Source organism: Pseudomonas sp. 1121_17 (assembly GCF_052850745.1).
In genome coordinates this window covers 20,018-44,804 of the sequence record NZ_VXCX01000012.1, presented here as the reverse complement: position 1 = coordinate 44,804, position 24,787 = coordinate 20,018, and the positions used below count along the sequence as shown (strand labels likewise).

The window sequence follows — 24,787 nt, the reverse complement described above, 5'->3', positions numbered from 1 at the left end:
GCTCAAGAAGGCTGTGCCCAGCGCCTGCGACTGAACTTCAAGCGCAGGCGCAGGCGCCGGTGTTGCTCCAGCGCCAGCGCGTCAGGAAAAACGCACTGACTTTCGCTGAGGCGCCTGCCCGCTCGCACGAAACGCAATACCACCAGCCCCGGCAGGGCCATGCTGTCCGGCAGCAGGCGCACCGGCTGCCAGCCCTGGCTGCGGCTGTACAGCTGCCAGCCTTGGCTGTCGCGGCGCAGGCCGGTGATGGCGTCAGGATGAGTAAGCAGGATGCGCCGGGGAATGACCCAGCAGGCGTGGCTAAGGCAGCCAGCGACGAGTGGCAGCAGCAGCCACCAGCGCGGCTCGCTCAGCCAAAGCGCCAGCAATGCCAGCGCATGACTTGCCAGATAGGCCGTCAGCAGCCGGCGTGAGCCCTGCCAACGGCACTGGAACTGCTCACTTGGGCTGGACACGGTCCAGAATGATCCGAACCATGCGCTGCAGCTCAGGGTCTTCAGACTCGCTGCGCTCCATGAACCAGCCGAACATGTCCTGGTCTTCACAAGCCAGCAAGCGCACGTAAAGCTCGCGGTCCGCTTCGTTCAGGGTGGCGTAGACTTCCTGGGTGAAGGGCACCAGCAGCACGTCGAGCTCCAGCATGCCGCGGCGGCTGTGCCAGAAAAGCCGGTTGATTTCAGTTTGTTCGACCATGGGACCCTCCTCGAATGGGCGGCGAGTATACCGCGCCGGGCACATGGCGGCACAAGGCGTTGGTCTAGTCACCTACCTATTTTGTTACCAGCGTTCTATGATGGCTACCAGTCTCAAGCAACCGCGATGACCCATGGCCGACTCTGCTTTCTATTGCCCCCTTACCCACGAGGGCATCCTCGCCGTTCGCGGCTCCGACGCTGGCAAGTTTCTGCAAGGCCAGCTGACCTGTAACCTCAACTACCTAAGCCAGGAGCAATCGAGCCTCGGCGCGCGCTGCATGGTCAAAGGCCGTATGCAGTCGAGCTTCCGTATCGTGCCCGAAGGCAACGGCTTGCTGCTGGCGATGGCCCGCGGCCTGATCGATGCACAGCTGGCCGACCTGAAAAAATACGCGGTATTTTCCAAGGCCACGCTGACCGACGAAAGCGCCAGCTGGGTCCGCTTTGGGCTGGAGCACGCTGAGCAGGCCTTGCTCGCACTTGGCCTGGATGTGCCCGCTGCAGATGGCGCAACGGTCCGTGAACATGGCCTGATCGCTATCCGCGTTTCGCCCGGCCGCGTCGAACTGTGGGTCCCGGCTGAACAGGCTCGCAACGTGCAGCAGGAACTCGCTGGTACGCTCAGCGAAGGCAGCCTCAACGACTGGCTACTGGGGCAGATCCGCGCTGGCATTGGCCAGGTTTTCGAGCAGACCCGTGAACTGTTCATTCCGCAGATGATCAATCTGCAGGCGGTGGGCGGCGTGAGCTTCAAGAAAGGCTGTTACACCGGCCAGGAAATCGTCGCGCGCATGCAGTACCTGGGCAAGCTCAAACGCCGTCAGTACCGGCTGGCTCTGGCCGTTGCCGATGTGCCTGCGCCCGGCAGCCAGATCTTTTCGCCCACCCACGGTTCCGCGGTTGGCGAAGTCGTGCTGGCAGCTGCCTGTGAACAAGGCTGCGAACTGCTCGCAGTGATCAGCGCCGACGCGGTAGAAGATAACAACCTGCACCTGCTCAGCCTCGAAGGCCCACGCCTGACCTTGCTTAGCCTGCCTTACGAACTGGACCGCGACCGGGAAATCCAGCGCTGACCAGCCTGCCCCGCATCGTGCGGGGCTGCCATACTGCGGTAGAGAATCTCCATGAACAGACTGGCCGAGATGGTCCAGGCGCAATTGCTCACTGCCATCGCCAATGACGACCTGGTCCTGCCGACCCTGCCGGAAGTGGCTCTGAGCATCCGCGAGGCTGCTGAAGACAGCGAGATCAGCGTTTCGGCCCTGAGCAGGGTGATCGGCCGCGATGCCGCGCTATCTGCGCGCTTGATCAAAGTGGTCAACAGCCCCCTGTTGCGCGCCGCCGTCGAAGTTACCGATCTGCACACGGCGATTACCCGGCTGGGCATCAACTACAGCTGCAACCTGTCGATCGGGCTGGTAATCGAGCAGATCTTCCATGCCCGCTCGCCTGCGGTGGAGCAAAAGTTGCGCGATATCTGGGCTACAAGCCTGGAAGTTGCCGGCATCAGCTATGAACTGTGCCGCCGCTACACTGACCTAAAGCCCGATCAGGCGACCCTCGGTGGCCTTGTCCATCAGATCGGCGCGCTGCCGGTGCTGATCTATGCCGAAGAGCACAACGAATTGCTGTCCGACCCGGTCTGCCTGAACTATGTGATCGAGCAGATCCAGCCGGTCCTGGGTGACAAGATCCTCAGTGACTGGGAGTTCCCCGAGCAACTGGTCAAGCTGCCTGGGCAAATCCAGGATCTGGATCGGCGCACCGACAAGGTCGATTACATCGACGTGGTGCAAATCGCCCGCTGCCTGAGCCAGCGCGGCCGCAGCCGGCCCCTGGCGGCACTGCCCGCCTATCGGCACCTCGGCCTGCCGCAGGGCACGGAACTGGAAGTAGCAGAACTGCTCGAAGCGCGAAGCATGTTGCGCTGAGGGCTAGTGGCCGGGAAAGGGCTAAAGGTTCACGCGATCCAAGCCCTGGTCAGCAATGAAGCTGACCCTGACCTTCAAACCTCCATTTTCGCCGTCATGCAAACTGATCTGGGCCAGATGCGCCCGACAGATCTCCCCGACAATCGCCAACCCCAGCCCACTGCCTTGAGCACTACGCCGGTAAAAGCGCTCAAACACCCGCTCACGCTCAGCTTCAGGAATGCCCGGGCCATCATCTTCGACCTCGAGCACCGCCGGCGCCAACACACGCAAGATCACATTGCCGCCAACCGGCGTGTGCGCCAGCGCGTTATCGATCAGGTTGCTGATCAACTCGTTGAGCAAAGTCGGCTCGCCCTTGAGCCAGACCGGCGACTCAGCTTCCAGCGCCAACAACACACCACGGGCATGCGCCAACGGCGCCATGGCCATCCCCAATTCCCGGCTCAGCTGGCTCAGATCAAGCCGCTGCGCGCCGCCCTCGGCAATCGCCCGCGCGCCGTTTTCAACGCGCGCCAACGACAGCAACTGGTTGGCCAAATGGGTCAGCCGGTCAGTACCTTGGGCAGCCGACTCAAGGGTCTGACGCCACTCCTGCGGGTCCTGCGAACGCAGGCCCAACTCGACCCGCGCCTTGAGCGCTGCCAGCGGCGTCCGCAGTTCATGCGCGGCATCGGCAATAAACTGCGCCTGGCGCTCGAACTGTGCGCGCAGCCGCTCGGTAAAGTGATTGAGCGCACGCACCAATGGCCCCAGCTCATGCTGCACCTGCACTGCTGGCAAGGCGCGCAGGTCGTCCGGCTGGCGCTCCTCAACCGCACTGCGCAAGCGCTCGAGCGGGCGCAGCGCTGCACTGACCGCAAACCAGACCATGACCAGCGCCGCCAGCGCCAGCATCCCCAGCCGCAACAGGGTATCGGCCATCAGCCCGCGGGCCATGCTCACCCGTGCCTCTTCGGTTTCGGCCACGCGAATCTCGGCCATGCCATTCATGTTTGGCTCGCTGACCGCCTTGAGCAGGCTGACCACACGTACATCCTGGCCAAGGTAGGAGGCATTGTAGAAACGCGCCAAGGCCGGATAGTCGTCAGTGCGAGGCGTACCAGGCGGAGGTGGCGGCAGCTTTTCGTACCCCGAGATCAAGCGCTGGTTGATGTCCAACACCTGGTAGTAAATGCGTCCGGCACTGTCGTAGGCGAAGGTGTCCAGCGCCACATAGGGCACATCGGCACTCAGTGTGCCGTCGCGCTGGGACAGGCCCGCAGCAATGGTCCGCGCCGACGCCAGCAGCGTACGGTCATAGGCAGTGTCGGCGGCCTCGCGGCCGTTCCAGTAGGCGCTCAGGCCGCTGGCCAGCATCAGTACCACCAGCAGCAGCGCAAGATTGCCCAGCAGCCGCCCGCGCAGGCTGGCGCCATCACGCATCACGGTGCTCCAGCAGGTAGCCAAGACCGCGGAAGGTGACGATGGCAACCGCATGGCCGTCGAGTTTCTTACGCAGCCGGTGCACGTAGATTTCGATGGCATCAGGGCTGGCTTCTTCGTCGAGGCCAAACACCTGCGCCGCCAATTGCTCCTTGCTCATCACTCGTCCGGGCCGGGCAATCATTGCCTGCAGCACACTTTGCTCGCGCGAGGTCAGGGTAAGGTGCTCGTCACCCAGGCTGAAACGGCGGGTGTCGAGGTCGTAGACCAGCGGACCACAGCGCTGCTGGCGTTCGCCACCAAGCACACTGCGCCGCAGCAGGGCCTTGACCCGCGCCTCCAGCTCAGTCAACTCGAACGGCTTGGCCAGGTAATCGTCGGCGCCCAGGTTGAGCCCGTGCACACGATCCTTGACGTCACTGCGGGCAGTCAGCATCAGCACCGGCAAGGTCTTGCCGCGGCCGCGCAGCCGCGCCAGCACTTCAAAACCGTCCATCCGCGGCAGGCCGACATCGAGCACCGCCACCGCGTATTCCTCGCTGGTCAGCGCCAGGTCAGCGGCGATGCCGTCGTGTAGCACGTCCACAGTCAGGCCCTGACTCTTGAGCGCCTGAGCCACGCTTTCGGCCAGTTGCAGGTGGTCTTCAACCAGCAGCACTCGCATCGGTTTCTCCCTTCGGTGAGGTGGGGGCGCGTTAGTTGGCGCGGAGTGTACCGCCGTCGGCACACCTGTGAAGCCCCAATATGACAAACCTTTCATGTTGAAAGGTTAGCGAAAGGTTGGCCGCCTAGCATCGGATCAAGGATGCCCCGAGCGTTCATAAGCACCAGCAAGGTGCAGACCAATAAAAACAATAAACGGAGTCACTCGACGATGCTGTCATCACAGCCGCAGGCGTTCGCGCCTACCCGTTCCATTCGTCCACGCCCCACTGCCATTGCCAGCGCCCTTGCGCTCGCCGGTATCGCGCCTGTCAGCCAGGCGGCCTTCTTCGAAGACAGCAGCGCCACCTTCGAAACTCGCAACATGTACTTCAACCGTGATTTCCGTGACGGCACCAGCAGCCAGCAGTCCAAACGTGACGAGTGGGCGCAGGGCTTCATGCTCAATTTCGAATCCGGGTACACCGAAGGCTCAGTCGGCTTTGGCCTGGACGCACTGGGCATGGTCGGGATCAAGCTCGACTCCAGCGAAGACCGCACCGGCACCGGGCTGTTACCGACCCATGATGACGGCAAGGCTGCCGACGAGTATTCCAAGCTAGGTCTGACCGGCAAGGTGAAGATTTCCAAGACCGAGCTCAAAGTGGGTTCGCTGATCCCTGAACTGCCGACCCTGCAGCCCAACGATGGGCGGATTCTGCCGCAGACCTTCGAGGGTGGCTTGCTGACCTCCAACGAAATCAGCAACCTGACCGTTACCGCCGGACGTCTGGAAAAAGCCAAGGACCGCAACGACACCAACTGGGAAGACATCGCCCTCAACAACAAGAACGGCCGTTTCGGCGGGACCTTCGCCGCCGACAACTATGACCTGGCCGGCCTTGACTACAAATTCACCGACCGCATCACCGGCAGCTATCACGTTGCCCAACTTGACGACATCTACCGCCAGCACTTCGTTGGCATGGTCGCGACCCAGCCGTGGGGCCCGGGCACCTTTGGCGCCGACCTGCGCCTGGCGATAAGTGACGACCAGGGCCAGGCCCGCGCCGGCAAGATCGACAACACCACCGCCAACGGCATGCTCAGCTACGCCCTCGATGGCCACAAGCTCAGCGGCGCCTATCAGCACGTCTCGGGCGACAGCGCTTTCCCCTACGTCGATGGCGCCGACCCGTATCTGGTCAACTTCGTCCAGATCAACGACTTTGCCGGTGCCGACGAGCACTCCTGGCAGCTGCGTTACGACTACAACTTCGCCTCCCTGGGCATTCCCGGCCTGACCTTCATGACCCGCTACCTCAGTGGCGACAACGTCAGCCGCGCCGATGGCAGCGAGGGCAAGGAGTGGGAACGCAACACCGAGTTCAAATACGTCGTACAGACCGGGCCGTTGAAAAACGTTGCGGTGCGTCTGCGTAACGCCACCTTCCGCTCGAATTTTGCCCGCGACGCCGACGAAGTTCGGCTGCTGGTGAGCTACAGCGTGGCCCTGTGGTAACCCATAACAACAATATTTACGGAGATAGACGATGACCTTTTCCCTGCGCCGCCTCGTCCTCGCTACCGGTTGCCTATTGTTGGCCGGTCAAGCCCTGGCTGCTGAACCGAAACGCCCTGAATGTATCGCTCCAGCTTCGCCCGGCGGCGGCTTCGACCTAACCTGCAAGCTGGTGCAAAGCGCCCTGGTCAACGAGAAGATTCTCAGTAAACCGATGCGCGTTACCTACATGCCTGGCGGCGTTGGTGCGGTTGCCTACAACGCCGTGGTTGCCCAGCGTCCGGGCGATGCCGGCACCCTGGTGGCCTGGTCCAGTGGCTCGCTGCTGAACCTGGCCCAAGGCAAGTTCGGCCGTTTCGATGAAAACGCAGTGAAGTGGCTGGCGGCCGTGGGCACCAGCTATGGCGCGATCGCGGTGAACAAGGACTCACCTTACAAAAACCTGGCTGACCTGGTTGCTGCGCTGAAAAAAGACCCGAGCAAAGTGGTGATCGGCTCCGGCGGCACCGTCGGCAGCCAGGACTGGATGCAGACCGCGCTGATCGCCAAGGCCGCCGGGATCAACCCGCGTGACCTGCGCTACGTCGCCCTGGAAGGCGGCGGCGAAATCGCCACTGCACTGCTCGGCGGGCACATTCAGGTCGGCTCCACCGATATCTCCGACTCCATGCCGCACATCCAGAGCGGCAACATGCGCATCCTTGCCGTATTCGCCGAGAACCGTCTCGATGAGCCGGAAATGAAGGACATCCCGACTGCCAAGGAACAGGGCTACGACATCGTCTGGCCAGTGGTACGTGGCTTCTACCTCGGGCCAAAAGTCAGCGACGAAGACTACGCCTGGTGGAAAGCCGCGTTCGACAAGCTGCTGAGCTCCGAGGAGTTCGCCAAGCTGCGTGACCAGCGCGAGCTGTTCCCGTTCGCCCTGACCGGGCCAGAGCTGGACGCCTACGTCAAGAAACAGGTTGCCGACTACAAGACCCTGGCCCGGGAATTCGGTCTGATTCAGTAACAACGTACAGCTGCAGCACCTGTTGAAGCAGGTCAGCCCGCGCAAGCGTCGGTGTCATCACCAACGCCTGCGCGGGTAGAACCGCTCTCGCAATAAACTGCAGCAAGGCAGCCCTCTCGAGGATTTCCCCATGATCCTGCAACGCATTTTTGCCCTGATCCTGCTGGCGGTGTGTGCCGTCCTGGCAGTGATGGCCTGGCCTTACCAGGCCGCGTTTTCCTACGAACCGGTGGGCCCGCGCGCCTTCCCGTTATTGATGCTTGGCCTGATGGGCCTGGCGTTGCTGTGCCTGGCGATTCGGCCGACGCCGATCGTGCATAAAGAGGACGAGCCGCCGCTGGATCGCCCGACCCTGATCAAGATTGCGATCTGCACCGGTTTGTTGATCCTGTTCGCCGCCACCTTCGAGAGCCTGGGCTTCATCGTCAGTGCGGTATTGATCGGCGTGCCGATGGCGCGCCTGTATGGCGGCCGCTGGCTGCACAGCGCAATGGTGGTGGTGGCGATGAGCGTGCTGCTGTACTGGCTGTTTGATCGCGTGATGGACGTACCCCTGCCCCTTGGCCTGCTTGACGTGCTGGAGAACTGACAGATGGATACTTTAGGCTATCTCAGCCAGGGCTTCGGCGTCGCCTTGAGCCCGTACAACCTGGTTACCGCCCTGTGCGGCACCCTGATCGGCACCGTGGTCGGCCTGCTGCCGGGCCTGGGCCCGATCAACGGCGTGGCGTTGCTGATCCCGATCGCCTTTGCCCTCGGCCTGCCGCCTGAATCCGCCTTGATTCTGCTGGCGGCGGTGTACCTGGGTTGCGAATACGGCGGCCGGATCAGCTCGATCCTGCTCAACATTCCGGGCGAAGCTTCGACCGTGATGACCACCCTCGACGGTTACCCAATGGCTCGCCAGGGTCTGGCTGGGGTCGCGCTGTCGCTGTCGGCGTGGAGCTCGTTCATCGGTGCCTTCATCGCCACCTGCGGCATGGTCCTGTTCGCGCCGTTGCTGGCAAAGTGGGCGATTGCCTTCGGACCCGCTGAATACTTCGTGCTGATGGTGTTCGCCATTGTCTGCCTGGGCGGTATGGCCGGCGACAAGCCACTGAAGACATTTATCGCGGCGTTGATCGGCCTGTTTCTGTCGGCAGTCGGTATCGATGCCAACAGCGGCGTTTACCGCTTCACCGGCGACAGCGTGCACATGGCTGACGGCATTCAGTTCGTGGTACTGGTGCTGGGCCTGTTCTCGATCAGCGAGATCCTGCTGCTGCTGGAGAAAACCCATCATGGCCACCAGGCGGTAAAAGCCACCGGGCGCATGCTGTTCAACTTCAAGGAAGCGGCTTCAGTATTCGCAGTGAACATCCGTTGTGGCCTGCTCGGCTTCATCATGGGCGTATTGCCCGGCGCCGGTGCCACCCTGGCCAGCGCGGTTGCCTACATGACCGAGAAGAAAATCGCTGGCACCAGCGGCAAGTTCGGCGAAGGCGATGCACGTGGCCTGGCAGCACCGGAAACCGCCATCGGCGCCTCCTGCTGTGGTGCACTGGTGCCGATGCTGACCCTCGGCGTACCCGGTTCGGGCACCACTGCGGTAATGATCGGTGCACTGACCCTGTACAACATCACCCCAGGACCGATGCTGTTCGAACAGCAACCCGACATCGTCTGGGGCCTGATCGCCTCGTTGTTCATCGCCAACATCATGCTGGTGATCCTCAACATTCCGATGATCCGCATCTTCACCCGCATCCTCGCCGTGCCGAACTGGGCGCTGGTGCCAGTAATCGCCATCATCACGGCCATCGGGGTGTACGCCGTGCATGCGACCACCTTCGACCTGTTCCTGATGATCGGTATCGGCATCATGGGTTACATCCTGCGCAAGCTGGACTTCCCGCTGTCGCCGATCCTGCTCGGGTTCATCCTCGGTGGGCTGATGGAGCAGAACCTGCGCCGCGCCTTGTCTATCTCCAACGGTGAGTTGGGCATTCTCTGGTCCAGCTCGATCAGCATGAGCGTGTGGGGCCTGACCATCTTCATGCTGTGCCTGCCGCTGCTGCGCAGCTGGCGCCGGCGCAGCCAGCAACGTCGGTCCATGGCGGATGCCTGATCGATCGTTGCCGCTGTTCTGGGCAACCGGGCTGGTCGGCCTTGCTGGCGGATTTCTCGCCAGCAAGGTCGGCTGGCCTTTGCCGTGGATGGTCGGCTCGTTGCTGGCGATCATCCTGGTGCGTTGCCTGACCCCCTGGCAGTTACCGGAAATCCCCAACGGACGTAAATGCGGCCAGTGGATCATCGGCGTCGGTATCGGCCTGCACTTCACCCCGGCGATCATCGAGCAGGTGTCCGGCCACTTCGGCTTGATTCTGTTCGGGGCGCTGTTCACTACCGCTTCCAGTGTCATCAGTGTGTGGCTGCTGCGGCGCAGCGGTGAAGACCGCGCCACCGCCTTTTTTGCCAGCATGCCGGGAGGTTCCGGCGAAATGGTCAACCTCGGCGCACGCAATGGCGCGGTGCTCAGCCAGGTCGCCGCGGCGCAGAGTCTGCGTGTGCTGGCGGTGGTGCTGTGCGTGCCGGCACTGTTCAAGTTGCTGCTCGGTGATGGCGTGCCGGTCAGCCATGCCAGCAGTGTCAGCTGGGGCTGGCTGGCGTTGATCACGCCGCTGGCGGTGTTGGTCGGTTATGGCTGGCAGCGCTTGCGCCAACCCAACCCATGGTTGTTCGGGCCATTGCTGGTGGCGGCAACGGTAAGCCTGGCGGCTGATTTGCAGATCACCCTGCCGGAGGGCGCCAGCCAGATGGGCCAGTGGTTGATCGGCAGTGGCCTTGCCTGTCACTTCAACCGGGCATTTTTCCGCCGCGCGCCGTCGTTTCTGGGCCGCACCTTGCTGGCTACCGCCTTGAGCATGGTGATTGCGGCGCTTGCGGCGTGGGGTTTGAGCAACCTGAGCCAGCTGGACTTGCGTTCGCTGACGTTGGGCATGATGCCTGGGGGGATCGCCGAGATGAGCCTTACGGCGGAGACCCTGCAGTTGTCTGTGCCGTTGGTGACAGCGATGCAGGTAATGCGTTTGTTGTTTGTGCTGTTTCTGGCAGAGCCATTGTTTCGGCTGTGGAGTGCGCGGGATCAAAATCAGTAAGGGGGCGCAGCACACGCCCCCGACCAAAGCCCATCAACAGAGTCACTGAGGCAGTGCCCACTCCACAGGTTTCATGCCGTGCTGCTGCAGGAAGCGGTTGGCATGGCTGAAATGCCCGCAGCCGATAAAGCCCCGGTAGGCCGACAATGGCGACGGATGTACCGACTTGAGCACCAGGTGCTTGGTGCCGTCGATCAACTTCTGCTTGCTCTGGGCATGTGCGCCCCACAGCAGAAAGACCACATTCGATTGCCGCTCGCTGACCAGCTGGATGATCCGGTCAGTGAAAGACTCCCAGCCTTTCTTGGCATGCGATGCGGCATTGCCCCGCTGCACGGTCATGGTCGTGTTGAGCAGCAGCACGCCCTGCTCTGCCCAGCTCTGCAGGTAGCCATGGGCAGGAATCGGCAGGTTCAAGTCACGCTGCAACTCTTTGTAGATATTCACCAGCGATGGCGGCGTCGGAACGCCCGGCTGTACCGAGAAGCACAGGCCATGCGCCTGACCTGGGCCGTGGTAGGGGTCCTGGCCGAGGATGACCACTTTGACCTGGTCCAGCGGCGTGCTGTTAAGGGCGTTGAAGATCAGCGGGCCAGGTGGATAAATCTCTTTGCCGGCGGCGTACTCCTGGCGCAGGAACTCGCGTAGCTGCTGCATGTAGGGCTGTTCGAACTCGGCGCGCAGCGCCTCCTTCCAGCTGGGCTCAAGCTTGATGCGGTCGTCGTCGGTCATCGGTGTGGTCCTGAAACTGAGGGGCGCGACACTAGGAAAGCTGCCCGAGCTTGTCAATCGATCCGACCGACGACCGGCAGCCTGCGGCTGAGCCGACCATACTGAGCGGATGACCTGTGCGAGGTAGTTCATGGCCGTAACCAGCGAAGTACTTACTGGAGTGGATGGTGCGCGAATCGGCATTGCCACACTGGATGCAGCAAAGTCCCTCAACGCGTTGAGCCTGGCGACGATCGAGCAGCTCGAGGCGCTGCTCCAGGCGTGGGCGAGGGATCCTGGTGTCGTCTGCGTGCTCTTGCGGGGCAGCGGCGCCAAGGCGTTTTGCGCGGGTGGCGATGTTCGTGCGCTGGTCGACCAATGCCGCGGGCAACCGGGCCAGGTGCCAGCGCTGGCCAGGCAGTTCTTCGCAGCCGAATACCGCCTGGACTATGCCCTGCACTGTTATCCCAAGCCTTTGCTGTGTTGGGGTCATGGCCATGTGCTGGGCGGTGGCCTGGGCCTGCTGCAAGGCGCTGGGATACGCATCGTGACGCCGAGCAGTCGGCTGGCCATGCCGGAGATCAGCATAGGCTTGTACCCGGACGTAGGCGCCAGTTGGTTCCTCAGCCGTCTGCCAGGCAAGCTGGGGTTGTTTCTCGGCCTGACAGGGTCGCCGATCAACGCCCGTGATGCGCTGGACCTGGGTCTGGCGGATCGTTTTCTTGGCGAGCAGCAGCAGACGGCATTGATTGATGAACTACTGCAGTTGAACTGGCAGGAACAGACCACCCTGCAGTTGAACAGCCTGCTCAAGTGTCAGCAGCACCGCGCCCTTGCAGACCTGCCACAGGCGCAGTGGTTGCCGCGCCGAGCACTGATAGATGAGGTGCTGGATGTAGCAGATCCGGTTGCCGCCTGGCGCGCCATCGCCAGCCTGCGTCAGCACAGCGACCCGTTGTTGGCGGCTGCAGGGCAGCGCCTGCACGACGGTTGCCCGCTCAGCGCCCATCTGGTCTGGGAGCAATTGCAGCGAGCCCGGCACATGTCGCTGTTGCAGGCGCTGCAGATGGAATATGCGATGAGCCTGAATTGCTGCCGGCATCCTGAATTCAGCGAGGGCGTGCGTGCGCGGTTGATTGAAAAAGACAACACGCCGCGCTGGCACTGGCCGGATGTGGCTCAGGTGCCAGCGGCGGTGGTTGAGGCGCACTTTGCCAAAGCCTGGGAGGGCCGCCATCCGCTGGCCGATCAAGTTTAGGGCAGGACCTCACCGATGCCGATTGCGATCATCGCGCCCGCCATCCGGGCGGCGATCACGGTCGCCATGGCCCCTTGAATGCCAACGCCCTTCCTGCGATCGGCGGTCATCGTTGCGGTAATCATGCCGCTCTCGATCACGACGGTATTCGTAACGCTGCCGATTACCGTAATCGTTGCGTGGGTTGCCATACCACTGCTGGTTCATCCCTGGCCGCGGTTGCGGCCGATAGTGCGGCGCCGGTGCCGGACGGTAATAGCGCGGTGCAGGCTGATAGTAGTAACGGGGCTGCGGCACCACGTAATAGTCACGCTCATAGCGCTGATAGCCGGGATACCCGTAACGCTCGCCACTGTAATACTGCGAGCGAGAATACCCGCCACCGGCGTAATAAGGCGTACAGGCACTGGTCAACACTGCGAGCAGGACGATGATTGGGATTCGATAGGACATGGCGGCCTCCTGGACCGCTGGGGTGCCCGGCACAGCGGCGCTGGCGGGCGTCGATCGGCAAACGAATATCGACATGGGTTAAGACACTCGCAAGCCGATCCAGTGCCGTATGTGTAAAGATTTGCAACAACTCAGGTAACCCTGAAAAACATGCAGTTATTTTCCCGCCAGCTCTCTAGAATGTCGCCACTGGCACACATCACGGGAAGATCATGCCGTCACGTTCCGCGCTGTTCTCGCAGCGATCGCTGATCCTCGCGCTGCTGATCCTGCTGGCCTGCGGTTTTCTTGCCACGTCTCTGCTCGGCTACTTTTCCTCGCGTGGCGCAATCCGTGATGGCATCGTCAATACCGAACTGCCGCTGACCTCAGACACCGTCTACTCGGAAATCCAGAAGGATCTGATCCGCCCGGTGCTGATCTCATCGATGATCGCGCAGGACACCTTCCTGCGCGACTGGGTGCTGGCCGGCGAGCAGGAGCCAGAGCGGATCACTCGCTATCTGGATGAAATCCTCAGCCAGCAGAACACCTGCACCGCGTTTTTCGTCTCCGAGCGCAGCCATACCTATTACCAGGCCAAGGGCGTGCTCAAGCAAGTCAAGCCGGATGCCTGGCGCGACGCCTGGTATTACCGCGTGCGCGAGTCGCAGGCGCCGTACGAGATCAACGTCGATCTGGACATGGCCAACCATGACAAGCTCACGGTGTTCATCAATTACCGTGTGCTCGATTATGACCAGCGCTTCATCGGCGCAGCCGGGGTCGGCCTGAGTGTCGAGTCGGTAGTCAAATTGATCGACGCTTATCAGCAACGCTATCAGCGCGCCGTGCTGTTCACCGATGCCAACGGCAAAGTCATCCTGACCGGCTCGGACGGCAGCATGCATGGCCTGCGCGCAGGCCAGCAACTGGCCGACAGCAGAGCGTTCGAGACGCTGCTGGCGCGCATGCCGGTGCCCTCGCCTGGCAGCCACGAATATCAGGACGAGGCAGGCCACAGCCACTTTCTCAACGTGCGGCCCATCCCCGAACTGGACTGGTACCTGTTGGTCGACAAACGTGAGAGCGGCGCGCTGGACCGGGTGCGCCAGTCGCTGTACCTGAACCTGGCGATCTGCGCCATGATCACCCTGGTGGTGTTGTCGCTTCTGCATGCGATGGTCAAGCGCCATCAGCAAAGCATCGAGTCGCTGGCCACGCTGGACAGCCTGACCGGCCTGCCCAACCGCCGCAGCTTTGACCTTTTGGCCGGGCAGGCACTGCAGCAAGCCAAACGCGAAAATGCGCCACTGGTCGCCCTGCTGATCGACCTTGATCACTTCAAGCTGCTCAATGACACCCATGGCCACCTGGCCGGCGATGAAGTGCTGCGCCAGTTTGCCAACGTACTGCAAGGCAGCCTGCGCCAGTCGGATATCCTTTGCCGCTGGGGCGGTGAAGAGTTTATCGTGCTGCTGCGCGAGACCGAGGGCCGCCAGGCCATAGATGTCGCCGAGAAGGTCCGCCGCCGCACCGAGCAGTTGATCTTCAGCTACAACGACCAACCGCTGCGCCTGACCACCAGCATCGGGCTCAGTGCACTGCAACCCGACGACAGTTTGCACAGCTTGCTGACCCGTGCCGACCATGCCCTTTATCGAGCCAAGCAGGGCGGACGCAATCGAGTCTGCAGCGAGATGCCCGGAGCAGTCCATGCCTGACCCACAATCCTGCCCCGCTTGCGGCGCAAGCAACGGCTGCAGCCTGGCTGATCCACGCAGCGCCACGCAGAACTGCTGGTGCTTCAGCGTCAGCATCGACCCGGCGGTACTCGCCGCCCTGCCCGCCGAACTGCGCAACAAAGCCTGCCTGTGTCCCCGCTGCGCAGCCGTAGACGACCAGCTCAAAGCGGCGCAGCAGCCGCCAATTGGGTAAACTGCGCGGCCCATTCCTGTGCTGTTGCTGCCATGCGCCTTGATCGCTTCCTCGCCAATCTGCCCTGCTACAACCGCCAGCAGGTGCGCCTGCTGCTGGCCCAGCAGCGTGTGCGCGTGGATGGCCAGGTCAGCACCGACCCACTGCACGAGGTTCGCGAGTTCAGCCAGGTCGAGGTCGATCAGCAGGTGCATCAGGTCGGTCGCCCGGCGCGCTACCTGATGCTGCACAAGCCGGCCGGCTGTGTCAGCGCCACTCATGACCCGCAGCACCGGACCGTGCTCGACCTGCTCCCGGCCGAGCTGCGCGCTGACCTGCATATCGCCGGGCGGCTGGACTTCAACACCACCGGGCTGCTCCTGCTGACCAATGATGGCCAGTGGTCGCGGCGCCTGACGCAGCCAAGCACAAAACTGGCGAAGGTCTATCGCGTCCAGACCGCAGACGAGATCGGCGCGCACTACCCGGCCAAGTTCAGCGAGGGCTTCTACTTCGCCTTCGAAGACCTCACCACCCTGCCCGCCCAGCTGGATGTGCTCGGCCCTCGGCTGGCCAGGCTGGCGATTGTCGAAGGTCGCTATCACCAGGTTAAGCGCATGTTTGGCTACTTCCAGAACAAGGTCGTTGGCCTGCATCGCGAGTCGATGGGCGGCATCCATCTCGACCCCAAGCTGGCCCCTGGCGAATTCCGACCACTGACAGCCGACGAAATCGCTCTGTAAACAGCAAGGAGCTCCAGCGCAGACCGCCGAGCGATTTTTATTCAGCAATTGCTCAATGGCACTTGCGGGAATGACGTCTGGCTGCTTGAATCGAAATCGTCAGTCCGCATGTGACTCACCAGTCACACCTGCAGTCCAAGACACCTTTTTGCTGGCCACCCCAGGTCTCGCTACCTTGGGGGCACGGCAGATTGCCCCGCCTACAACAACAGCGTCGACACGTGTGCGAAGGATCGACACCGGGCTCTGCAACCTCTTCAGGCGTATGCCTACCTGTCATAAAGAACGTGCACCCTAGGTGACGCGAATACCCTTTTTGCGCCAGGAGTCGATGACATGAGGCCAGAAATCGCTGTACTTGATATCCAAGGTCAGTATCGGGTTTACACGGAGTTGCATCGCGCCGACGGCGCCGAGAAGACGATCATCCTGATCAATGGATCGCTGGCGACCACGGCTGCGTTCGCCCAGACAGTGCGCAGCCTGCACCCGCAATTCAATGTGGTGCTGTATGACCAGCCCTATGCCGGCAAGTCCAAACCGCATAATCACCACGAGCGGTTGCTGACCAAAGAAACCGAGGCACACATCCTGCTAGAGCTGATCGAGCACTTCCAGGCCGACCACGTCGCCTCGTTTTCCTGGGGTGGCGCCTGCACCCTGCTCGCCTTGGCGCACCAGCCCCGACTGGTGAAGAAGGCCATCGTCAGCTCGTTCTCGCCGGTGATCAACGAACCGATGCGCGAATACCTCGAGCGCGGCTGCGAATACCTCGCCGCCTGCGATCGCTACCAGGTCGGCAACCTGGTCAACGACACCATTGGCAAGCACCTGCCGTCGCTGTTCAAACGCTTCAATTACCGGCACGTCAGCAGCCTCGACAGCCACGAATATGCGCAGATGCTGTTTCACATCAATCAAGTGCTGCAGCATGACCTGGAGCGGGCACTTAAGAGCGCGGCCAACATTGCCATCCCGGTGCTGTTCATCAACGGAGATCGCGATGAGTACACCACCGCCGATGACGCCCGCCAGTTTGGCCGTCATGTCGACCAGAGCCACTTCAGCGTGATCAACGGCGCCGGGCATTTCCTCGACATGGAACACAAGACCGCCAGCGATGCACAACGCAGCGCCATGCTTGGTTTCCTCAAACCGAGCCAACGCGAGCCGCGCCCGCGCAGTCACTATGTGCAGGGCCAGCATGCATTGGCGATCTGAGCCTGCCGGCGTGCTTTTGCCCGTGCCAAAGCCACGCGCAACAAGCCGCCGGACAGCTAAATTTCAAGGCTGGGCTTTTATTCACCAGAGGGTTCTGGTACAAAGTCGAGCTGCAAAGCGCACGCCGCTTCGCTGGCAAGGATGTACGCGTAAAGCGGGTATAGTTTAATGGTAGAACAGTAGCTTCCCAAGCTTCCGACGAGGGTTCGATTCCCTCTACCCGCTCCACCTCGTCCACCGTTGCACCGCATGACATTTGCGTAATGTCATCGCCTGTCTAAAGGAGCCCCGGCTCCTTTTTTCGTTTCTGCCCTTCCATCGATTTGCTGCAGACCTCGCCGGCCCTTGTCGGCTGCAACGCGCTGCGCGCAAAAAGCTTGCACACCAAACGCAGCAGGCGGATAAGCTCGTGCATTGTGTGAAACATTTCCAAAGGACTGCGCATGTTTCTCTCCCGCTGGCTCCCGGGCCTGGCCAACCTGCTGCACTACCGCCGCGAGTGGTTGCACGCCGACATACAGGCTGGCTTGTCGGTCGCTGCGATCCAGATCCCGATCGCTATCGCCTACGCGCAGATCGTCGGCCTGCCGCCGCAGTACGGGCTGTATGCCTGTGTGCTGCCGATGATCGCCTACGCCCTGATCGGCAGCTCACGGCAGTTGATGGTCGGCCCCGACGCCGCCACCTGCGCCATGATCGCCGGGGCTGTGGCGCCGTTGGCGCTGGGTGATCCACAGCGCATTGCCGAGCTGTCGGTGATCGTCACCGTGCTGGTCGGGGTCATGTTGATTGCCGCCGGGGTGGCGCGCGCAGGGTTCATTGCCAGTTTCTTCTCGCGACCGATCCTGATCGGCTACCTCAACGGTATCGGCCTGAGCCTGATCGCCGGGCAGCTGAGCAAAGTGGTTGGCTTCAAGATCGAAGGTGACGGATTTATCCTCAGCCTGATCAACTTCGCCCAGCGCCTGGGGGAAATCCACTGGTTGACACTGGTGATTGGCCTGGCCGGGTTGGGCCTGCTGATCGGGTTGCCTCGGCGCTACCCGCGCCTGCCGGCAGCGCTGGTGACCGTAGTGCTGTTCACCTTGATTGCGGGGGTGTTTGGCCTGGACCATTTTGGCGTCGCCATCCTCGGCCCGGTGCCCGGCGGCATGCCCCAGCTGGCCTGGCCGCAGAGCTCTCTGGCAGAAACCAAGAGCCTGCTGCGCGATGCCCTCGGGATCGCCACCGTGAGCTTTTGCAGTGCCATGCTCACGGCACGCAGCTTCGCCGCGCGGCATGGCTATGCGATCAATGCCAATCACGAGTTCGTTGCCTTGGGTGTGAGCAATCTGGCTGCCGGGTTCTCCCAAGGCTTTGCAATCAGCGGTGCCGACTCGCGCACGGCGGTCAACGACATGGTCGGTGGCAAAAGCCAGCTGGTTGGCATCATCGCCGCGCTGGTAATTGCATTGATTCTGCTGTTCTTCACTGCGCCCATGGCCTGGATTCCGCAGGCGGTGCTCGGCGCCGTGCTGCTGATGGCCGGCTGGGGGCTGATCGATGTGCGTTCGCTGGGCAAGATCTACCGGCTCAGCCGCTTCGAGTTCTGGCTGTGCCTGCTGACCACGATTGGTGTGCTTGGCCTGGGCGTGCTGCCCGGGATCATCTTCGCGGTGACCTTGGCCATCCTGCGCTTGCTCTACAGCATCTATCAACCCACCGATGCCGTGCTGGGCTGGGCACCGGGGATCGAAGGCCAGGTCGACGTTCGCCAACACCCCGACGCGCGCACGGTAGCGGGCCTGGTGGTGTATCGCTTCGATGACGCGATCCTGTTCTTCAACGCCGACTACTTCAAGATGCGCCTGCTTGAGGCAGTGCAACGCGACAGCCAGCCGCGCGCGGTGCTGTTCGATGCCGAAGCGGTGAGCAGCATCGATGTCAGCGGTATCGCCGCTCTGCGTGAAGTACGCGACACCCTCGCCGCGCAAGGTATTCATTTCGCCATTGCGCGGGCACGTGGGACGTTTTTGCGCATGCTGGTGCGCTCAGGCATGGCCCGGGAAATGGAAGACAAGCTGCTGTTTGGCTCAGTGCGCGCCGGTATTCGTGCTTATCGCGTGTGGAGCAACCGCGAACGTCAGGCCACCGCGCAGCAGCCCTAGCCGTTGACGCAACGTTAAGTGCTGCAACCGGCGGTGCACTGGCAAGCTGCAATACCCGCACAGTTGCGCAGCGCACGGTGCCGCAGGGCGAATACAGCACATCGCCGGAGCATGCTAAAGTCACGGCGTTTCCCTGCCAAACCACGGACCCCGCATGCCCCCAGTTGACGCCCACCTGACTTCCTGGCCCGAGCTCGAGCAACGCCAGCCGTGCCAGGCCCTGCTCCTGGGCAACGGCGCCAGCCGTGCACTGTGGAAGCCGTTTGGTTATTTTTCGTTGTTCGAGCAGGCACAGAAGGTACGCCACAAAGGCCTGGGCGTCAGTGACCAGGCCTTGTTCAAAGCCTTGGCCAGCGAGCTGTTCGAGCCGCTGCTGAGCACGCTCAATACTACCGTGCGGGCCAACGCCGCGCTGGCGATCAATTCGACTGCGCCGCTCAATCGCTATTACTCGATCAAGGAAGCATTGATTCACGCGATCCGCTCGGTGCACATCCCGTGGCCGCTGCTGCCCAGCGCCAACCTGAGTGCGATCAATCAGGCGCTCAAAGCCTACCGCAGCGTCTATACCAGTAACTACGATCTGCTTGTGCCTTGGGCAGTACGACAGGCGCCCGAAGGATTTGCTGCGCTGTTCGACGAAGAAGGGTTTTTCGACGTCCGCCGCACTCACGCCGAGGGCACCCGGGTATTGCATCTGCACGGCGGCCTGCACCTGCTCAAGCTGCCAGACGGCAGCACGCGCCAGCGCAGCGCCGAAAACGGTGAGTTGCTTGACGGCTTTGCCGTAAATATTCCTGGCGAGGTGCCGCTGTTCATCAACGAAGAGCGCAGCGAGCACAAGCTGCGCGCCATTCGCAGTTCGGATTACCTGAGCTGGGGCCTTGGCCAGCTGGCAAGCGAACGAGAGGGCCTGTGCCTGTTCGGCCAGCATCTGGACAGCACGGATCAACACCTGCTCGATGCCATCCGCCAGGCCCGCCCGGCTCATCTGTGCATTGCCATTCGGCCATTGAGCGAGGCGTCGATCATCAACCAGAAGCAGCACTTTGTGCAGCGTTTCGGCGATATGCACGAGACCTCGTTGCATTTCTTCGACGCCAGCAGTCATCCGCTCGGCGCCCCAGACCTGGCAGTCGAAGTGCCTGCCGACTTTGCCCGCCGGCGCTGACCGGCGAGCGCACGGTAGCAGTAAACAGTAACGAGCGCAGGAACCCGGCAGATGAACCCGCTAGACGATTTCGAGGCAGATTCGATCGATGCTCAGGCCGCAGGCTGGCTGGTGCGCAATCGCTATGACTCATCAAGGCATAATCGCAAGGCGTTCAAGCAGTGGCTGCGCGACCCAGAGCATGCCCGCGCCTATCGCCAGCTCGAACACCTGTGGCAGGACCTGGAAGCGCTCAAGCAGGCCGCCAATCCACTCGCGCCTGTGGCGCAGCGATCACCACGGCGGCTGGTGATGATTGCTGCAGTGGGCATGGCCTGTGCACTGATGACCAGCCCGCGACTGGGACACTGCCCGATCAAGCTCCCACAACAGCAATCAACCCATCCGCCTGCAACAACGTCTCCAGGCAGTGCTCCTTGACCCCATAAAAGCGCTTGAGCTCGGCAATTTTCTCCAGCAACACCGTGGCATCCACCGGCTGCTTGCGCTTGACCGCAAGAATCATCTTGTTCTTGTTGGTGTGTTCCAACGAGATGAACTCGAACACCTTGGTCTCGTAGCCGCAGGCTTCCAGGTACAGCGCGCGCAGGCTGTCGGTAAGCATCTCGGCCTGCTGACCGAGGTGCAGGCCGTATTGCAGCATCGGTTGCAGCAAGCCGGGGCTTTGCAGTTGTGGGCGGATCTGTTTGTGGCAGCACGGCGAGCACATGATGATCGCGGCGTTGCAGCGGATGCCAGTATGGATGGCGTAGTCGGTGGCGATGTCGCAGGCATGCAGGGCGATCATCACGTCGATGGCGGCGGGCACCACGCTGCGCACGTCACCGCACTCGAACACCAGGCCCGAATGCTCCAGGCGTGCCGCTGCGGCGTTGCACAGCTCGACCATGTCCGGGCGCAACTCGACGCCGGTCACCTGCGCCTGGCGGCCAAGGGTGTTGCTCAGGAAGTCGTGCATGGCGAAGGTCAGGTAGCCCTTCCCTGAACCAAAATCGGCGACTTTCAGCAGCTGCTCGGCAGCCAGTGGTGCGCTGGTGAGGGCGTGGTCGAAGACTTCGATGAACTTGTTGATCTGCTTCCACTTGCGCGACATCGACGGGATCAACGCGGACTGCGCGTCGGTAACGCCCAGATCACGCAAAAACGGCCGGGTCAGTTGCAGGTAGCGTTTCTTCTCGCGGTCATGCCCTGCCGGAGCTGCCTCGCGTGCTGGCTGCGCGAGGTGGCGCTGCAGCATCGGCTTGCCCTTCTTGCTGAAGGCCAACTGCACTTCACCTTCGCTGGTGAACAGGTGGGCGTTGCGAAAGCTCGCCGGCAGCAGCTCAGCGACCAGCACCTGCACCTGCTCGTTGGGCAGATTGCGGGTGATGTCGCGGGTCTCATAGCGATAGACCAGGGACAGACTGGGCTGGCCTTTGATCAGCAGCGGCTTGGCAATGATCCGCTGCAGGCTTTGCTCGGCGCCAACATGCTTGGCCAGCACCAGCTTGGCCAGGCTGCCGGCCTCCAGCGAGTCGGCCAGCAGACGCAGAAACTGGGCAAGCGGATCAGCCGCAGACGAAGTGGAGGGCGTGGCAGGCATGGGACGGTGGGGCCTCGAATAACCGGGCGCGCAGTGCGCAGTGGCCGGCATTCTACGTTGCCGCCCGGCCTTCGCGAAGTTTTCTCGACAGCCGTGGTCAGTCTAGGATCAGCAATCGATTGGGCAGTTGGTTACGTCGCTGGGTGGCCGGCAATGGGCGACTGAGCTGCTCGGCACAGGCGTCGATGCACTCGACAAAGCCCTGTAGGGTCTGACCCTGGCGGACCTGCTCGGTAAAGCGGGCGATCAACGCGGCGCGTACACGCGGGTCGAAGTGCTGTTCAATCCTGCGGTCGGTCAGAATCGTTACAAAGTTCTCGGCCTGACTGACAAAGATCAGCAAACTGCTGGTGCCGTGATCACGTTGCCGTTCAAGGGCTCGAAATTGCTGGCGCGCAAGGCTCAGCGCAGTGCGCTGGCACAAGCACCTGGGCATCAGCCGATGCCCCAGCCGTGGGTGGCGCAGCAGCAGGCACAGGGCAACGAAGATCACCAGTTGCGCCACCAACAGGCCGCGCACGCCTGGCCAACCCAGCAGCAGGTGCAGCAGCCCCGGCACCAGCAATGCCAGCAGCGCCGCACAAAACAGCGGCAGGTAGGCAAACTCGTCCGCCCGCCGCGCCAGCACGCTGACCAGCTCAGCGTCGGTACGCCGTTCAGCGCGGGCTATCGCTTCGGCGACCAGCCGTTGCTCATATTCGGTAAACACACTCATGCCGTTGGGCTCTCGATCGTTCTTATAGTTGTTGTCCCGGCACCGGGCTGGCGCGAGTGTATCTCAACAACTACCAGACATCAGGCATAATCCACCGCAGCCGCCAATGCTGTAGGGCTGATCAACAAACGATCGCCTTTGGCCAAGAACAATAGCCGCCTGAACCCTTCGGCCACACGCATTCGTGTGGCCATGACCCAGGCCTCGAATACGGAATTGATGATGAAACTGTGCATGCTCGGCCTGGCCATGGCCTTCGCCACTCAGGCAACGTTTGCCGCCACTGCTGCCCCGCCCCTGCAGGACAAGCAGGCATTCATCGAGCACTTGATCAACCAGATGAGCGTCGACGAGAAAATCGGCCAGTTGCGCCTGATCAGCATCGGCCCGGAAATGCCCCGCGAGAAGATCCGCGAAGAGATTGCTGCCGGGCGCATCGGCGGCACCTTCAACTCGATCACCCGCGACGAGAACCGGCCGATGCAGGACGCCGCCATGCGCAGCCGCCTGAAGATCCCAATGTTCTTTGCCTATGACGTGATTCACGGCCACCGCACCACCTTTCCGATCAGCCTGGGCCTGGCGGCCACCTGGGACATGCAGGCCATCGCCAAGGTCGGCCGCACCTCGGCCGCTGAAGCGGCTGCCGACAGCATCGACATGACCTTTGCACCGATGGTCGACATCGCCCGTGACCCGCGCTGGGGCCGCACCAGCGAAGGCTTTGGCGAAGACACCTACCTGACCTCGCGGATCGGCCAGGTCATGGTCGAATCGTTGCAGGGCAGCAGCCCGGCCAACCCGGACAGCATCATGGCCATCGTCAAGCACTTCGCCTTGTATGGCGCGGTGGAGGGCGGGCGCGACTACAACACGGTCGATATGAGCCTGCCGAAAATGTACAACGACTATCTGCCGCCGTACCGCGCCGGCCTCGATGCCGGCGCAGGCGGCGTGATGGTCGCGCTGAACTCGATCAACGGCGTGCCGGCCACCTCCAATACCTGGCTGATGAACGACCTTCTGCGCAAGGACTGGGGCTTCAAGGGCGTTACCATCAGCGACCACGGCGCGATTCAGGAACTGATCCGCCACGGCGTCGCCCAGGATGGCCGCGAAGCGGCCAAGCTGGCGATCAAGGCCGGCATCGACATGAGCATGAATGACTCGCTGTATGCCGAAGAACTGCCGGGTCTGGTCAAGTCGGGCGAAGTGACCCAGGCCGAACTGGATCAGGCCGTGCGCGAAGTGCTCGGTGCCAAGTACGAAATGGGCCTGTTCAAAGACCCGTACCTGCGTATCGGCCAGGCCAAGGATGACCCCAAGGACGTGTATGCCGACCAGCGCCTGCACCGTGACGCGGCTCGGGATGTGGCCCGACGGAGCTTGGTGCTGCTGGAAAACCGCCAGCAGACCCTGCCGCTGCGCAAGGCCGGCACCATCGCCGTGGTCGGCCCACTGGCCGATGCACCGATCGACATGATGGGCAGCTGGGCCGCCGCCGGCCGGCCAAACCGCTCGGTGACCGTGCGCGAAGGCCTGCGTCGCGCCGTTGGCGATCAGGCCAGGTTGATCTACGCCAAAGGTGCCAACGTCAGCGGCGACAAGGCGATGGTCGACTACCTGAACTTCCTCAATTTCGATGCTCCGGAAATCGTCGACGACCTGCGCCCTGCTGCGGTGTTGATCGACGAAGCGGTCAAGGCCGCACAACAGGCTGACGTGGTCGTGGCGGTAGTCGGTGAATCGCGCGGCATGTCGCACGAGTCGTCAAGCCGCACCACCCTGGAAATCCCGGCTGTGCAGCGTGACCTGATCAAGGCGCTGAAAGCCACCGGCAAGCCACTGGTGCTGGTCCTGATGAACGGCCGGCCGTTGTCGATTGGCTGGGAGCGGGAACAGGCCGACGCCGTGCTGGAAACCTGGTTCAGCGGCACCGAGGGCGGCAACGCCATCGCTGACGTGCTGTTTGGCGACTACAATCCGTCGGGCAAACTGGCGATCACCTTCCCGCGTTCGGTCGGGCAGATCCCGATGTACTACAACCACCTGCGCATCGGTCGGCCGTACACACCGGGCAAGCCGGGCAATTACACCTCGCAATACTTCGAAGAGCCCAATGGCCCGCTGTACCCGTTCGGTTACGGCTTGAGCTACACCAGCTTCGAACTGTCCGGGTTGAGCCTGAACAGCAAAACCCTCAAGCGCGGCGACACCTTGCAGGCCAAGGTCATTGTGAAAAACACCGGCAAGCGTGACGGCGAGACTGTGGTACAGCTGTATCTGCAGGACGTCAGCGCGTCGATGAGCCGCCCGGTCAAAGAGCTGAAGAATTTCCACAAGTTGCTGCTCAAGGCGGGTGAGTCGCGCACTGTCAGCTTCAACATCAGTGAGGATGACCTGAAGTTCTACAACAGTCAGTTGCAGCGGGTCGCCGAGCCCGGCCAGTTCAACGTTCAGGTCGGCCTGGACTCTGAAGCGGTGCAGCAGCAGAGCTTCGAACTGCTGTAACCCGGTCCCTGGCGC

The 24,787-nt window shown here is 62.3% G+C and carries 25 protein-coding genes and 1 tRNA gene; 17 read left to right on the top strand and 9 right to left on the bottom strand.

Features of this window, described 5'->3' with window-relative positions:
• Nucleotides 1-2: 2 nt before the first annotated feature.
• Together FW789_RS19845 and FW789_RS19840 are read right to left on the bottom strand one after the other, a co-directional pair.
• Entirely contained in the window at nt 3-455 is a 453-nt protein-coding gene (locus tag FW789_RS19845; protein ID WP_103438395.1) for a protein YgfX, read from the bottom strand.
• Nucleotides 439-693, bottom strand: a complete 255-nt coding sequence (locus FW789_RS19840; RefSeq protein WP_101321895.1) for an FAD assembly factor SdhE — start codon at nt 691-693, stop codon at nt 439-441. Before FW789_RS19840 ends, FW789_RS19845 begins: the two co-directional genes overlap by 17 nt.
• Nucleotides 694-826: 133 nt before the next feature.
• Here FW789_RS19840 and ygfZ point away from each other — a divergent pair, with 133 nt between their 5' ends.
• Together ygfZ and FW789_RS19830 are read left to right on the top strand one after the other, a co-directional pair.
• A complete protein-coding gene (gene ygfZ, locus FW789_RS19835; protein WP_103438396.1) occupies nt 827-1,768 on the top strand; it encodes a CAF17-like 4Fe-4S cluster assembly/insertion protein YgfZ in 942 nt (313 codons plus the stop codon).
• Between the two features lie 51 nt (nt 1,769-1,819).
• Nucleotides 1,820-2,626 carry an HDOD domain-containing protein gene (locus FW789_RS19830; RefSeq protein ID WP_103438397.1) on the top strand — a complete coding sequence of 269 codons (807 nt, stop codon included), beginning with the start codon at nt 1,820-1,822 and terminating at the stop codon, nt 2,624-2,626.
• A gap of 21 nt (nt 2,627-2,647) precedes the next feature.
• Here FW789_RS19830 and FW789_RS19825 read toward each other — a convergent pair whose 3' ends face one another.
• Together FW789_RS19825 and FW789_RS19820 are read right to left on the bottom strand one after the other, a co-directional pair.
• Nucleotides 2,648-4,051, bottom strand: a complete 1,404-nt coding sequence (locus tag FW789_RS19825) for a sensor histidine kinase (protein ID WP_446431931.1) — start codon at nt 4,049-4,051, stop codon at nt 2,648-2,650.
• Nucleotides 4,044-4,715: a response regulator gene (locus FW789_RS19820; protein ID WP_101321899.1), complete on the bottom strand. Its 672-nt coding sequence runs from the start codon at nt 4,713-4,715 to the stop codon at nt 4,044-4,046. Before FW789_RS19820 ends, FW789_RS19825 begins: the two co-directional genes overlap by 8 nt.
• A 210-nt stretch (nt 4,716-4,925) precedes the next feature.
• On the opposite strand from FW789_RS19820, the gene FW789_RS19815 reads away from it, so the two are divergent.
• The 5 genes from FW789_RS19815 (at nt 4,926) to FW789_RS19795 (ending at nt 10,364) form a co-directional block, all read left to right on the top strand.
• Nucleotides 4,926-6,215 (top strand): OprD family porin, encoded by a 1,290-nt coding sequence (locus FW789_RS19815; protein WP_446431930.1) that lies wholly within the window; start codon nt 4,926-4,928, stop codon nt 6,213-6,215.
• A gap of 31 nt (nt 6,216-6,246) precedes the next feature.
• Nucleotides 6,247-7,227: a Bug family tripartite tricarboxylate transporter substrate binding protein gene (locus tag FW789_RS19810; RefSeq protein WP_103438399.1), complete on the top strand. Its 981-nt coding sequence runs from the start codon at nt 6,247-6,249 to the stop codon at nt 7,225-7,227.
• Nucleotides 7,228-7,357: 130 nt separating this feature from the next.
• Complete coding sequence (locus FW789_RS19805) at nt 7,358-7,816, top strand: tripartite tricarboxylate transporter TctB family protein (RefSeq protein WP_103438400.1); 459 nt, start codon at nt 7,358-7,360, stop codon at nt 7,814-7,816.
• A gap of 3 nt (nt 7,817-7,819) precedes the next feature.
• Nucleotides 7,820-9,334 carry a tripartite tricarboxylate transporter permease gene (locus tag FW789_RS19800; protein ID WP_446431929.1) on the top strand — a complete coding sequence of 505 codons (1,515 nt, stop codon included), beginning with the start codon at nt 7,820-7,822 and terminating at the stop codon, nt 9,332-9,334.
• Nucleotides 9,327-10,364, top strand: coding sequence for an AbrB family transcriptional regulator (locus FW789_RS19795; RefSeq protein ID WP_446431928.1), 1,038 nt, complete (start codon nt 9,327-9,329; stop codon nt 10,362-10,364). Before FW789_RS19800 ends, FW789_RS19795 begins: the two co-directional genes overlap by 8 nt.
• A 42-nt stretch (nt 10,365-10,406) precedes the next feature.
• On the opposite strand, the gene ung is transcribed toward FW789_RS19795, so the two are convergent.
• Nucleotides 10,407-11,096 carry a uracil-DNA glycosylase gene (gene ung, locus FW789_RS19790; protein WP_101321905.1) on the bottom strand — a complete coding sequence of 230 codons (690 nt, stop codon included), beginning with the start codon at nt 11,094-11,096 and terminating at the stop codon, nt 10,407-10,409.
• 130 nt (nt 11,097-11,226) lie between these two features.
• Between ung and FW789_RS19785 the strand changes: the two genes are divergently transcribed.
• Nucleotides 11,227-12,333, top strand: a complete 1,107-nt coding sequence (locus FW789_RS19785) for an enoyl-CoA hydratase/isomerase family protein (RefSeq protein WP_446431927.1) — start codon at nt 11,227-11,229, stop codon at nt 12,331-12,333.
• Between the two features lie 9 nt (nt 12,334-12,342).
• Here the strand turns inward: FW789_RS19785 and FW789_RS19780 are convergent, their stop codons facing one another.
• Entirely contained in the window at nt 12,343-12,786 is a 444-nt protein-coding gene (locus tag FW789_RS19780) for a hypothetical protein (RefSeq protein WP_186700802.1), read from the bottom strand.
• Nucleotides 12,787-12,998: 212 nt separating this feature from the next.
• Between FW789_RS19780 and FW789_RS19775 the strand changes: the two genes are divergently transcribed.
• The 5 genes from FW789_RS19775 to FW789_RS19755 all read left to right on the top strand — a co-directional run bounded on the left by FW789_RS19775 (nt 12,999) and on the right by FW789_RS19755 (nt 16,874).
• Nucleotides 12,999-14,489, top strand: coding sequence for a sensor domain-containing diguanylate cyclase (locus FW789_RS19775; protein ID WP_186700807.1), 1,491 nt, complete (start codon nt 12,999-13,001; stop codon nt 14,487-14,489).
• Nucleotides 14,482-14,703 carry a cysteine-rich CWC family protein gene (locus tag FW789_RS19770; protein ID WP_101321909.1) on the top strand — a complete coding sequence of 74 codons (222 nt, stop codon included), beginning with the start codon at nt 14,482-14,484 and terminating at the stop codon, nt 14,701-14,703. The genes FW789_RS19775 and FW789_RS19770 overlap by 8 nt, the downstream gene beginning before the upstream one ends.
• 32 nt (nt 14,704-14,735) lie before the next feature.
• The gene (locus tag FW789_RS19765; protein ID WP_446431926.1) at nt 14,736-15,425 is read left to right on the top strand and encodes a pseudouridine synthase; all 690 of its coding nucleotides are present in this window, start codon (nt 14,736-14,738) and stop codon (nt 15,423-15,425) included.
• A gap of 336 nt (nt 15,426-15,761) precedes the next feature.
• Entirely contained in the window at nt 15,762-16,646 is an 885-nt protein-coding gene (locus FW789_RS19760; RefSeq protein ID WP_103438407.1) for an alpha/beta fold hydrolase, read from the top strand.
• A 154-nt stretch (nt 16,647-16,800) separates the two neighbouring features.
• Nucleotides 16,801-16,874, top strand: a tRNA-Gly gene (locus FW789_RS19755).
• Nucleotides 16,875-16,923: 49 nt separating this feature from the next.
• Here FW789_RS19755 and FW789_RS19750 read toward each other — a convergent pair.
• Complete coding sequence (locus tag FW789_RS19750) at nt 16,924-17,091, bottom strand: hypothetical protein (protein WP_446431925.1); 168 nt, start codon at nt 17,089-17,091, stop codon at nt 16,924-16,926.
• On the opposite strand from FW789_RS19750, the gene FW789_RS19745 reads away from it, so the two are divergent.
• The 3 genes from FW789_RS19745 to FW789_RS19735 all read left to right on the top strand — a co-directional run bounded on the left by FW789_RS19745 (nt 17,090) and on the right by FW789_RS19735 (nt 20,384).
• On the top strand, nt 17,090-18,793 hold the full coding sequence (locus FW789_RS19745; RefSeq protein ID WP_446431924.1) for a SulP family inorganic anion transporter: 1,704 nt from the start codon (nt 17,090-17,092) through the stop codon (nt 18,791-18,793). The genes FW789_RS19750 and FW789_RS19745 overlap by 2 nt on opposite strands.
• 154 nt (nt 18,794-18,947) lie before the next feature.
• Nucleotides 18,948-19,964, top strand: a complete 1,017-nt coding sequence (locus FW789_RS19740) for a DUF4917 family protein (RefSeq protein ID WP_446431923.1) — start codon at nt 18,948-18,950, stop codon at nt 19,962-19,964.
• A gap of 51 nt (nt 19,965-20,015) precedes the next feature.
• Nucleotides 20,016-20,384, top strand: coding sequence for a FecR/PupR family sigma factor regulator (locus FW789_RS19735; protein ID WP_186700819.1), 369 nt, complete (start codon nt 20,016-20,018; stop codon nt 20,382-20,384).
• Here the strand turns inward: FW789_RS19735 and FW789_RS19730 are convergent.
• Nucleotides 20,320-21,546, bottom strand: a complete 1,227-nt coding sequence (locus tag FW789_RS19730) for a class I SAM-dependent methyltransferase (protein WP_446431922.1) — start codon at nt 21,544-21,546, stop codon at nt 20,320-20,322. The genes FW789_RS19735 and FW789_RS19730 overlap by 65 nt on opposite strands.
• A gap of 97 nt (nt 21,547-21,643) precedes the next feature.
• Nucleotides 21,644-22,261, bottom strand: a complete 618-nt coding sequence (locus FW789_RS19725; protein ID WP_446431921.1) for a TPM domain-containing protein — start codon at nt 22,259-22,261, stop codon at nt 21,644-21,646.
• Nucleotides 22,262-22,480: 219 nt separating this feature from the next.
• Between FW789_RS19725 and bglX the strand changes: the two genes are divergently transcribed.
• Nucleotides 22,481-24,772 carry a beta-glucosidase BglX gene (gene bglX, locus FW789_RS19720; protein WP_446431957.1) on the top strand — a complete coding sequence of 764 codons (2,292 nt, stop codon included), beginning with the start codon at nt 22,481-22,483 and terminating at the stop codon, nt 24,770-24,772.
• Nucleotides 24,773-24,787 lie beyond the last annotated feature (15 nt).

Bases quoted from the DNA above. Each gene is read 5' to 3' on its own strand.
- FW789_RS19735 (WP_186700819.1), top strand. From the start codon at position 20,016: ATGAACCCGCTAGACGATTTCGAGGCAGATTCGATCGATGCTCAGGCC.
- FW789_RS19805 (WP_103438400.1), top strand. From the start codon at position 7,358: ATGATCCTGCAACGCATTTTTGCCCTGATCCTGCTGGCGGTGTGTGCC.
- FW789_RS19770 (WP_101321909.1), top strand. From the start codon at position 14,482: ATGCCTGACCCACAATCCTGCCCCGCTTGCGGCGCAAGCAACGGCTGC.
- FW789_RS19765 (WP_446431926.1), top strand. From the start codon at position 14,736: ATGCGCCTTGATCGCTTCCTCGCCAATCTGCCCTGCTACAACCGCCAG.
- FW789_RS19760 (WP_103438407.1), top strand. From the start codon at position 15,762: ATGAGGCCAGAAATCGCTGTACTTGATATCCAAGGTCAGTATCGGGTT.
- ung (WP_101321905.1), bottom strand. From the start codon at position 11,096: ATGACCGACGACGACCGCATCAAGCTTGAGCCCAGCTGGAAGGAGGCG.
- FW789_RS19800 (WP_446431929.1), top strand. From the start codon at position 7,820: ATGGATACTTTAGGCTATCTCAGCCAGGGCTTCGGCGTCGCCTTGAGC.
- bglX (WP_446431957.1), top strand. From the start codon at position 22,481: ATGATGAAACTGTGCATGCTCGGCCTGGCCATGGCCTTCGCCACTCAG.
- FW789_RS19780 (WP_186700802.1), bottom strand. From the start codon at position 12,786: ATGTCCTATCGAATCCCAATCATCGTCCTGCTCGCAGTGTTGACCAGT.
- FW789_RS19745 (WP_446431924.1), top strand. From the start codon at position 17,090: ATGTTTCTCTCCCGCTGGCTCCCGGGCCTGGCCAACCTGCTGCACTAC.
- FW789_RS19825 (WP_446431931.1), bottom strand. From the start codon at position 4,051: ATGCGTGATGGCGCCAGCCTGCGCGGGCGGCTGCTGGGCAATCTTGCG.
- FW789_RS19830 (WP_103438397.1), top strand. From the start codon at position 1,820: ATGAACAGACTGGCCGAGATGGTCCAGGCGCAATTGCTCACTGCCATC.
- FW789_RS19775 (WP_186700807.1), top strand. From the start codon at position 12,999: ATGCCGTCACGTTCCGCGCTGTTCTCGCAGCGATCGCTGATCCTCGCG.
- FW789_RS19840 (WP_101321895.1), bottom strand. From the start codon at position 693: ATGGTCGAACAAACTGAAATCAACCGGCTTTTCTGGCACAGCCGCCGC.
- FW789_RS19810 (WP_103438399.1), top strand. From the start codon at position 6,247: ATGACCTTTTCCCTGCGCCGCCTCGTCCTCGCTACCGGTTGCCTATTG.
- FW789_RS19815 (WP_446431930.1), top strand. From the start codon at position 4,926: ATGCTGTCATCACAGCCGCAGGCGTTCGCGCCTACCCGTTCCATTCGT.
- FW789_RS19730 (WP_446431922.1), bottom strand. From the start codon at position 21,546: ATGCCTGCCACGCCCTCCACTTCGTCTGCGGCTGATCCGCTTGCCCAG.
- ygfZ (WP_103438396.1), top strand. From the start codon at position 827: ATGGCCGACTCTGCTTTCTATTGCCCCCTTACCCACGAGGGCATCCTC.
- FW789_RS19740 (WP_446431923.1), top strand. From the start codon at position 18,948: ATGCCCCCAGTTGACGCCCACCTGACTTCCTGGCCCGAGCTCGAGCAA.
- FW789_RS19795 (WP_446431928.1), top strand. From the start codon at position 9,327: ATGCCTGATCGATCGTTGCCGCTGTTCTGGGCAACCGGGCTGGTCGGC.
- FW789_RS19785 (WP_446431927.1), top strand. From the start codon at position 11,227: ATGGCCGTAACCAGCGAAGTACTTACTGGAGTGGATGGTGCGCGAATC.
- FW789_RS19725 (WP_446431921.1), bottom strand. From the start codon at position 22,261: ATGAGTGTGTTTACCGAATATGAGCAACGGCTGGTCGCCGAAGCGATA.
- FW789_RS19750 (WP_446431925.1), bottom strand. From the start codon at position 17,091: ATGCGCAGTCCTTTGGAAATGTTTCACACAATGCACGAGCTTATCCGC.
- FW789_RS19820 (WP_101321899.1), bottom strand. From the start codon at position 4,715: ATGCGAGTGCTGCTGGTTGAAGACCACCTGCAACTGGCCGAAAGCGTG.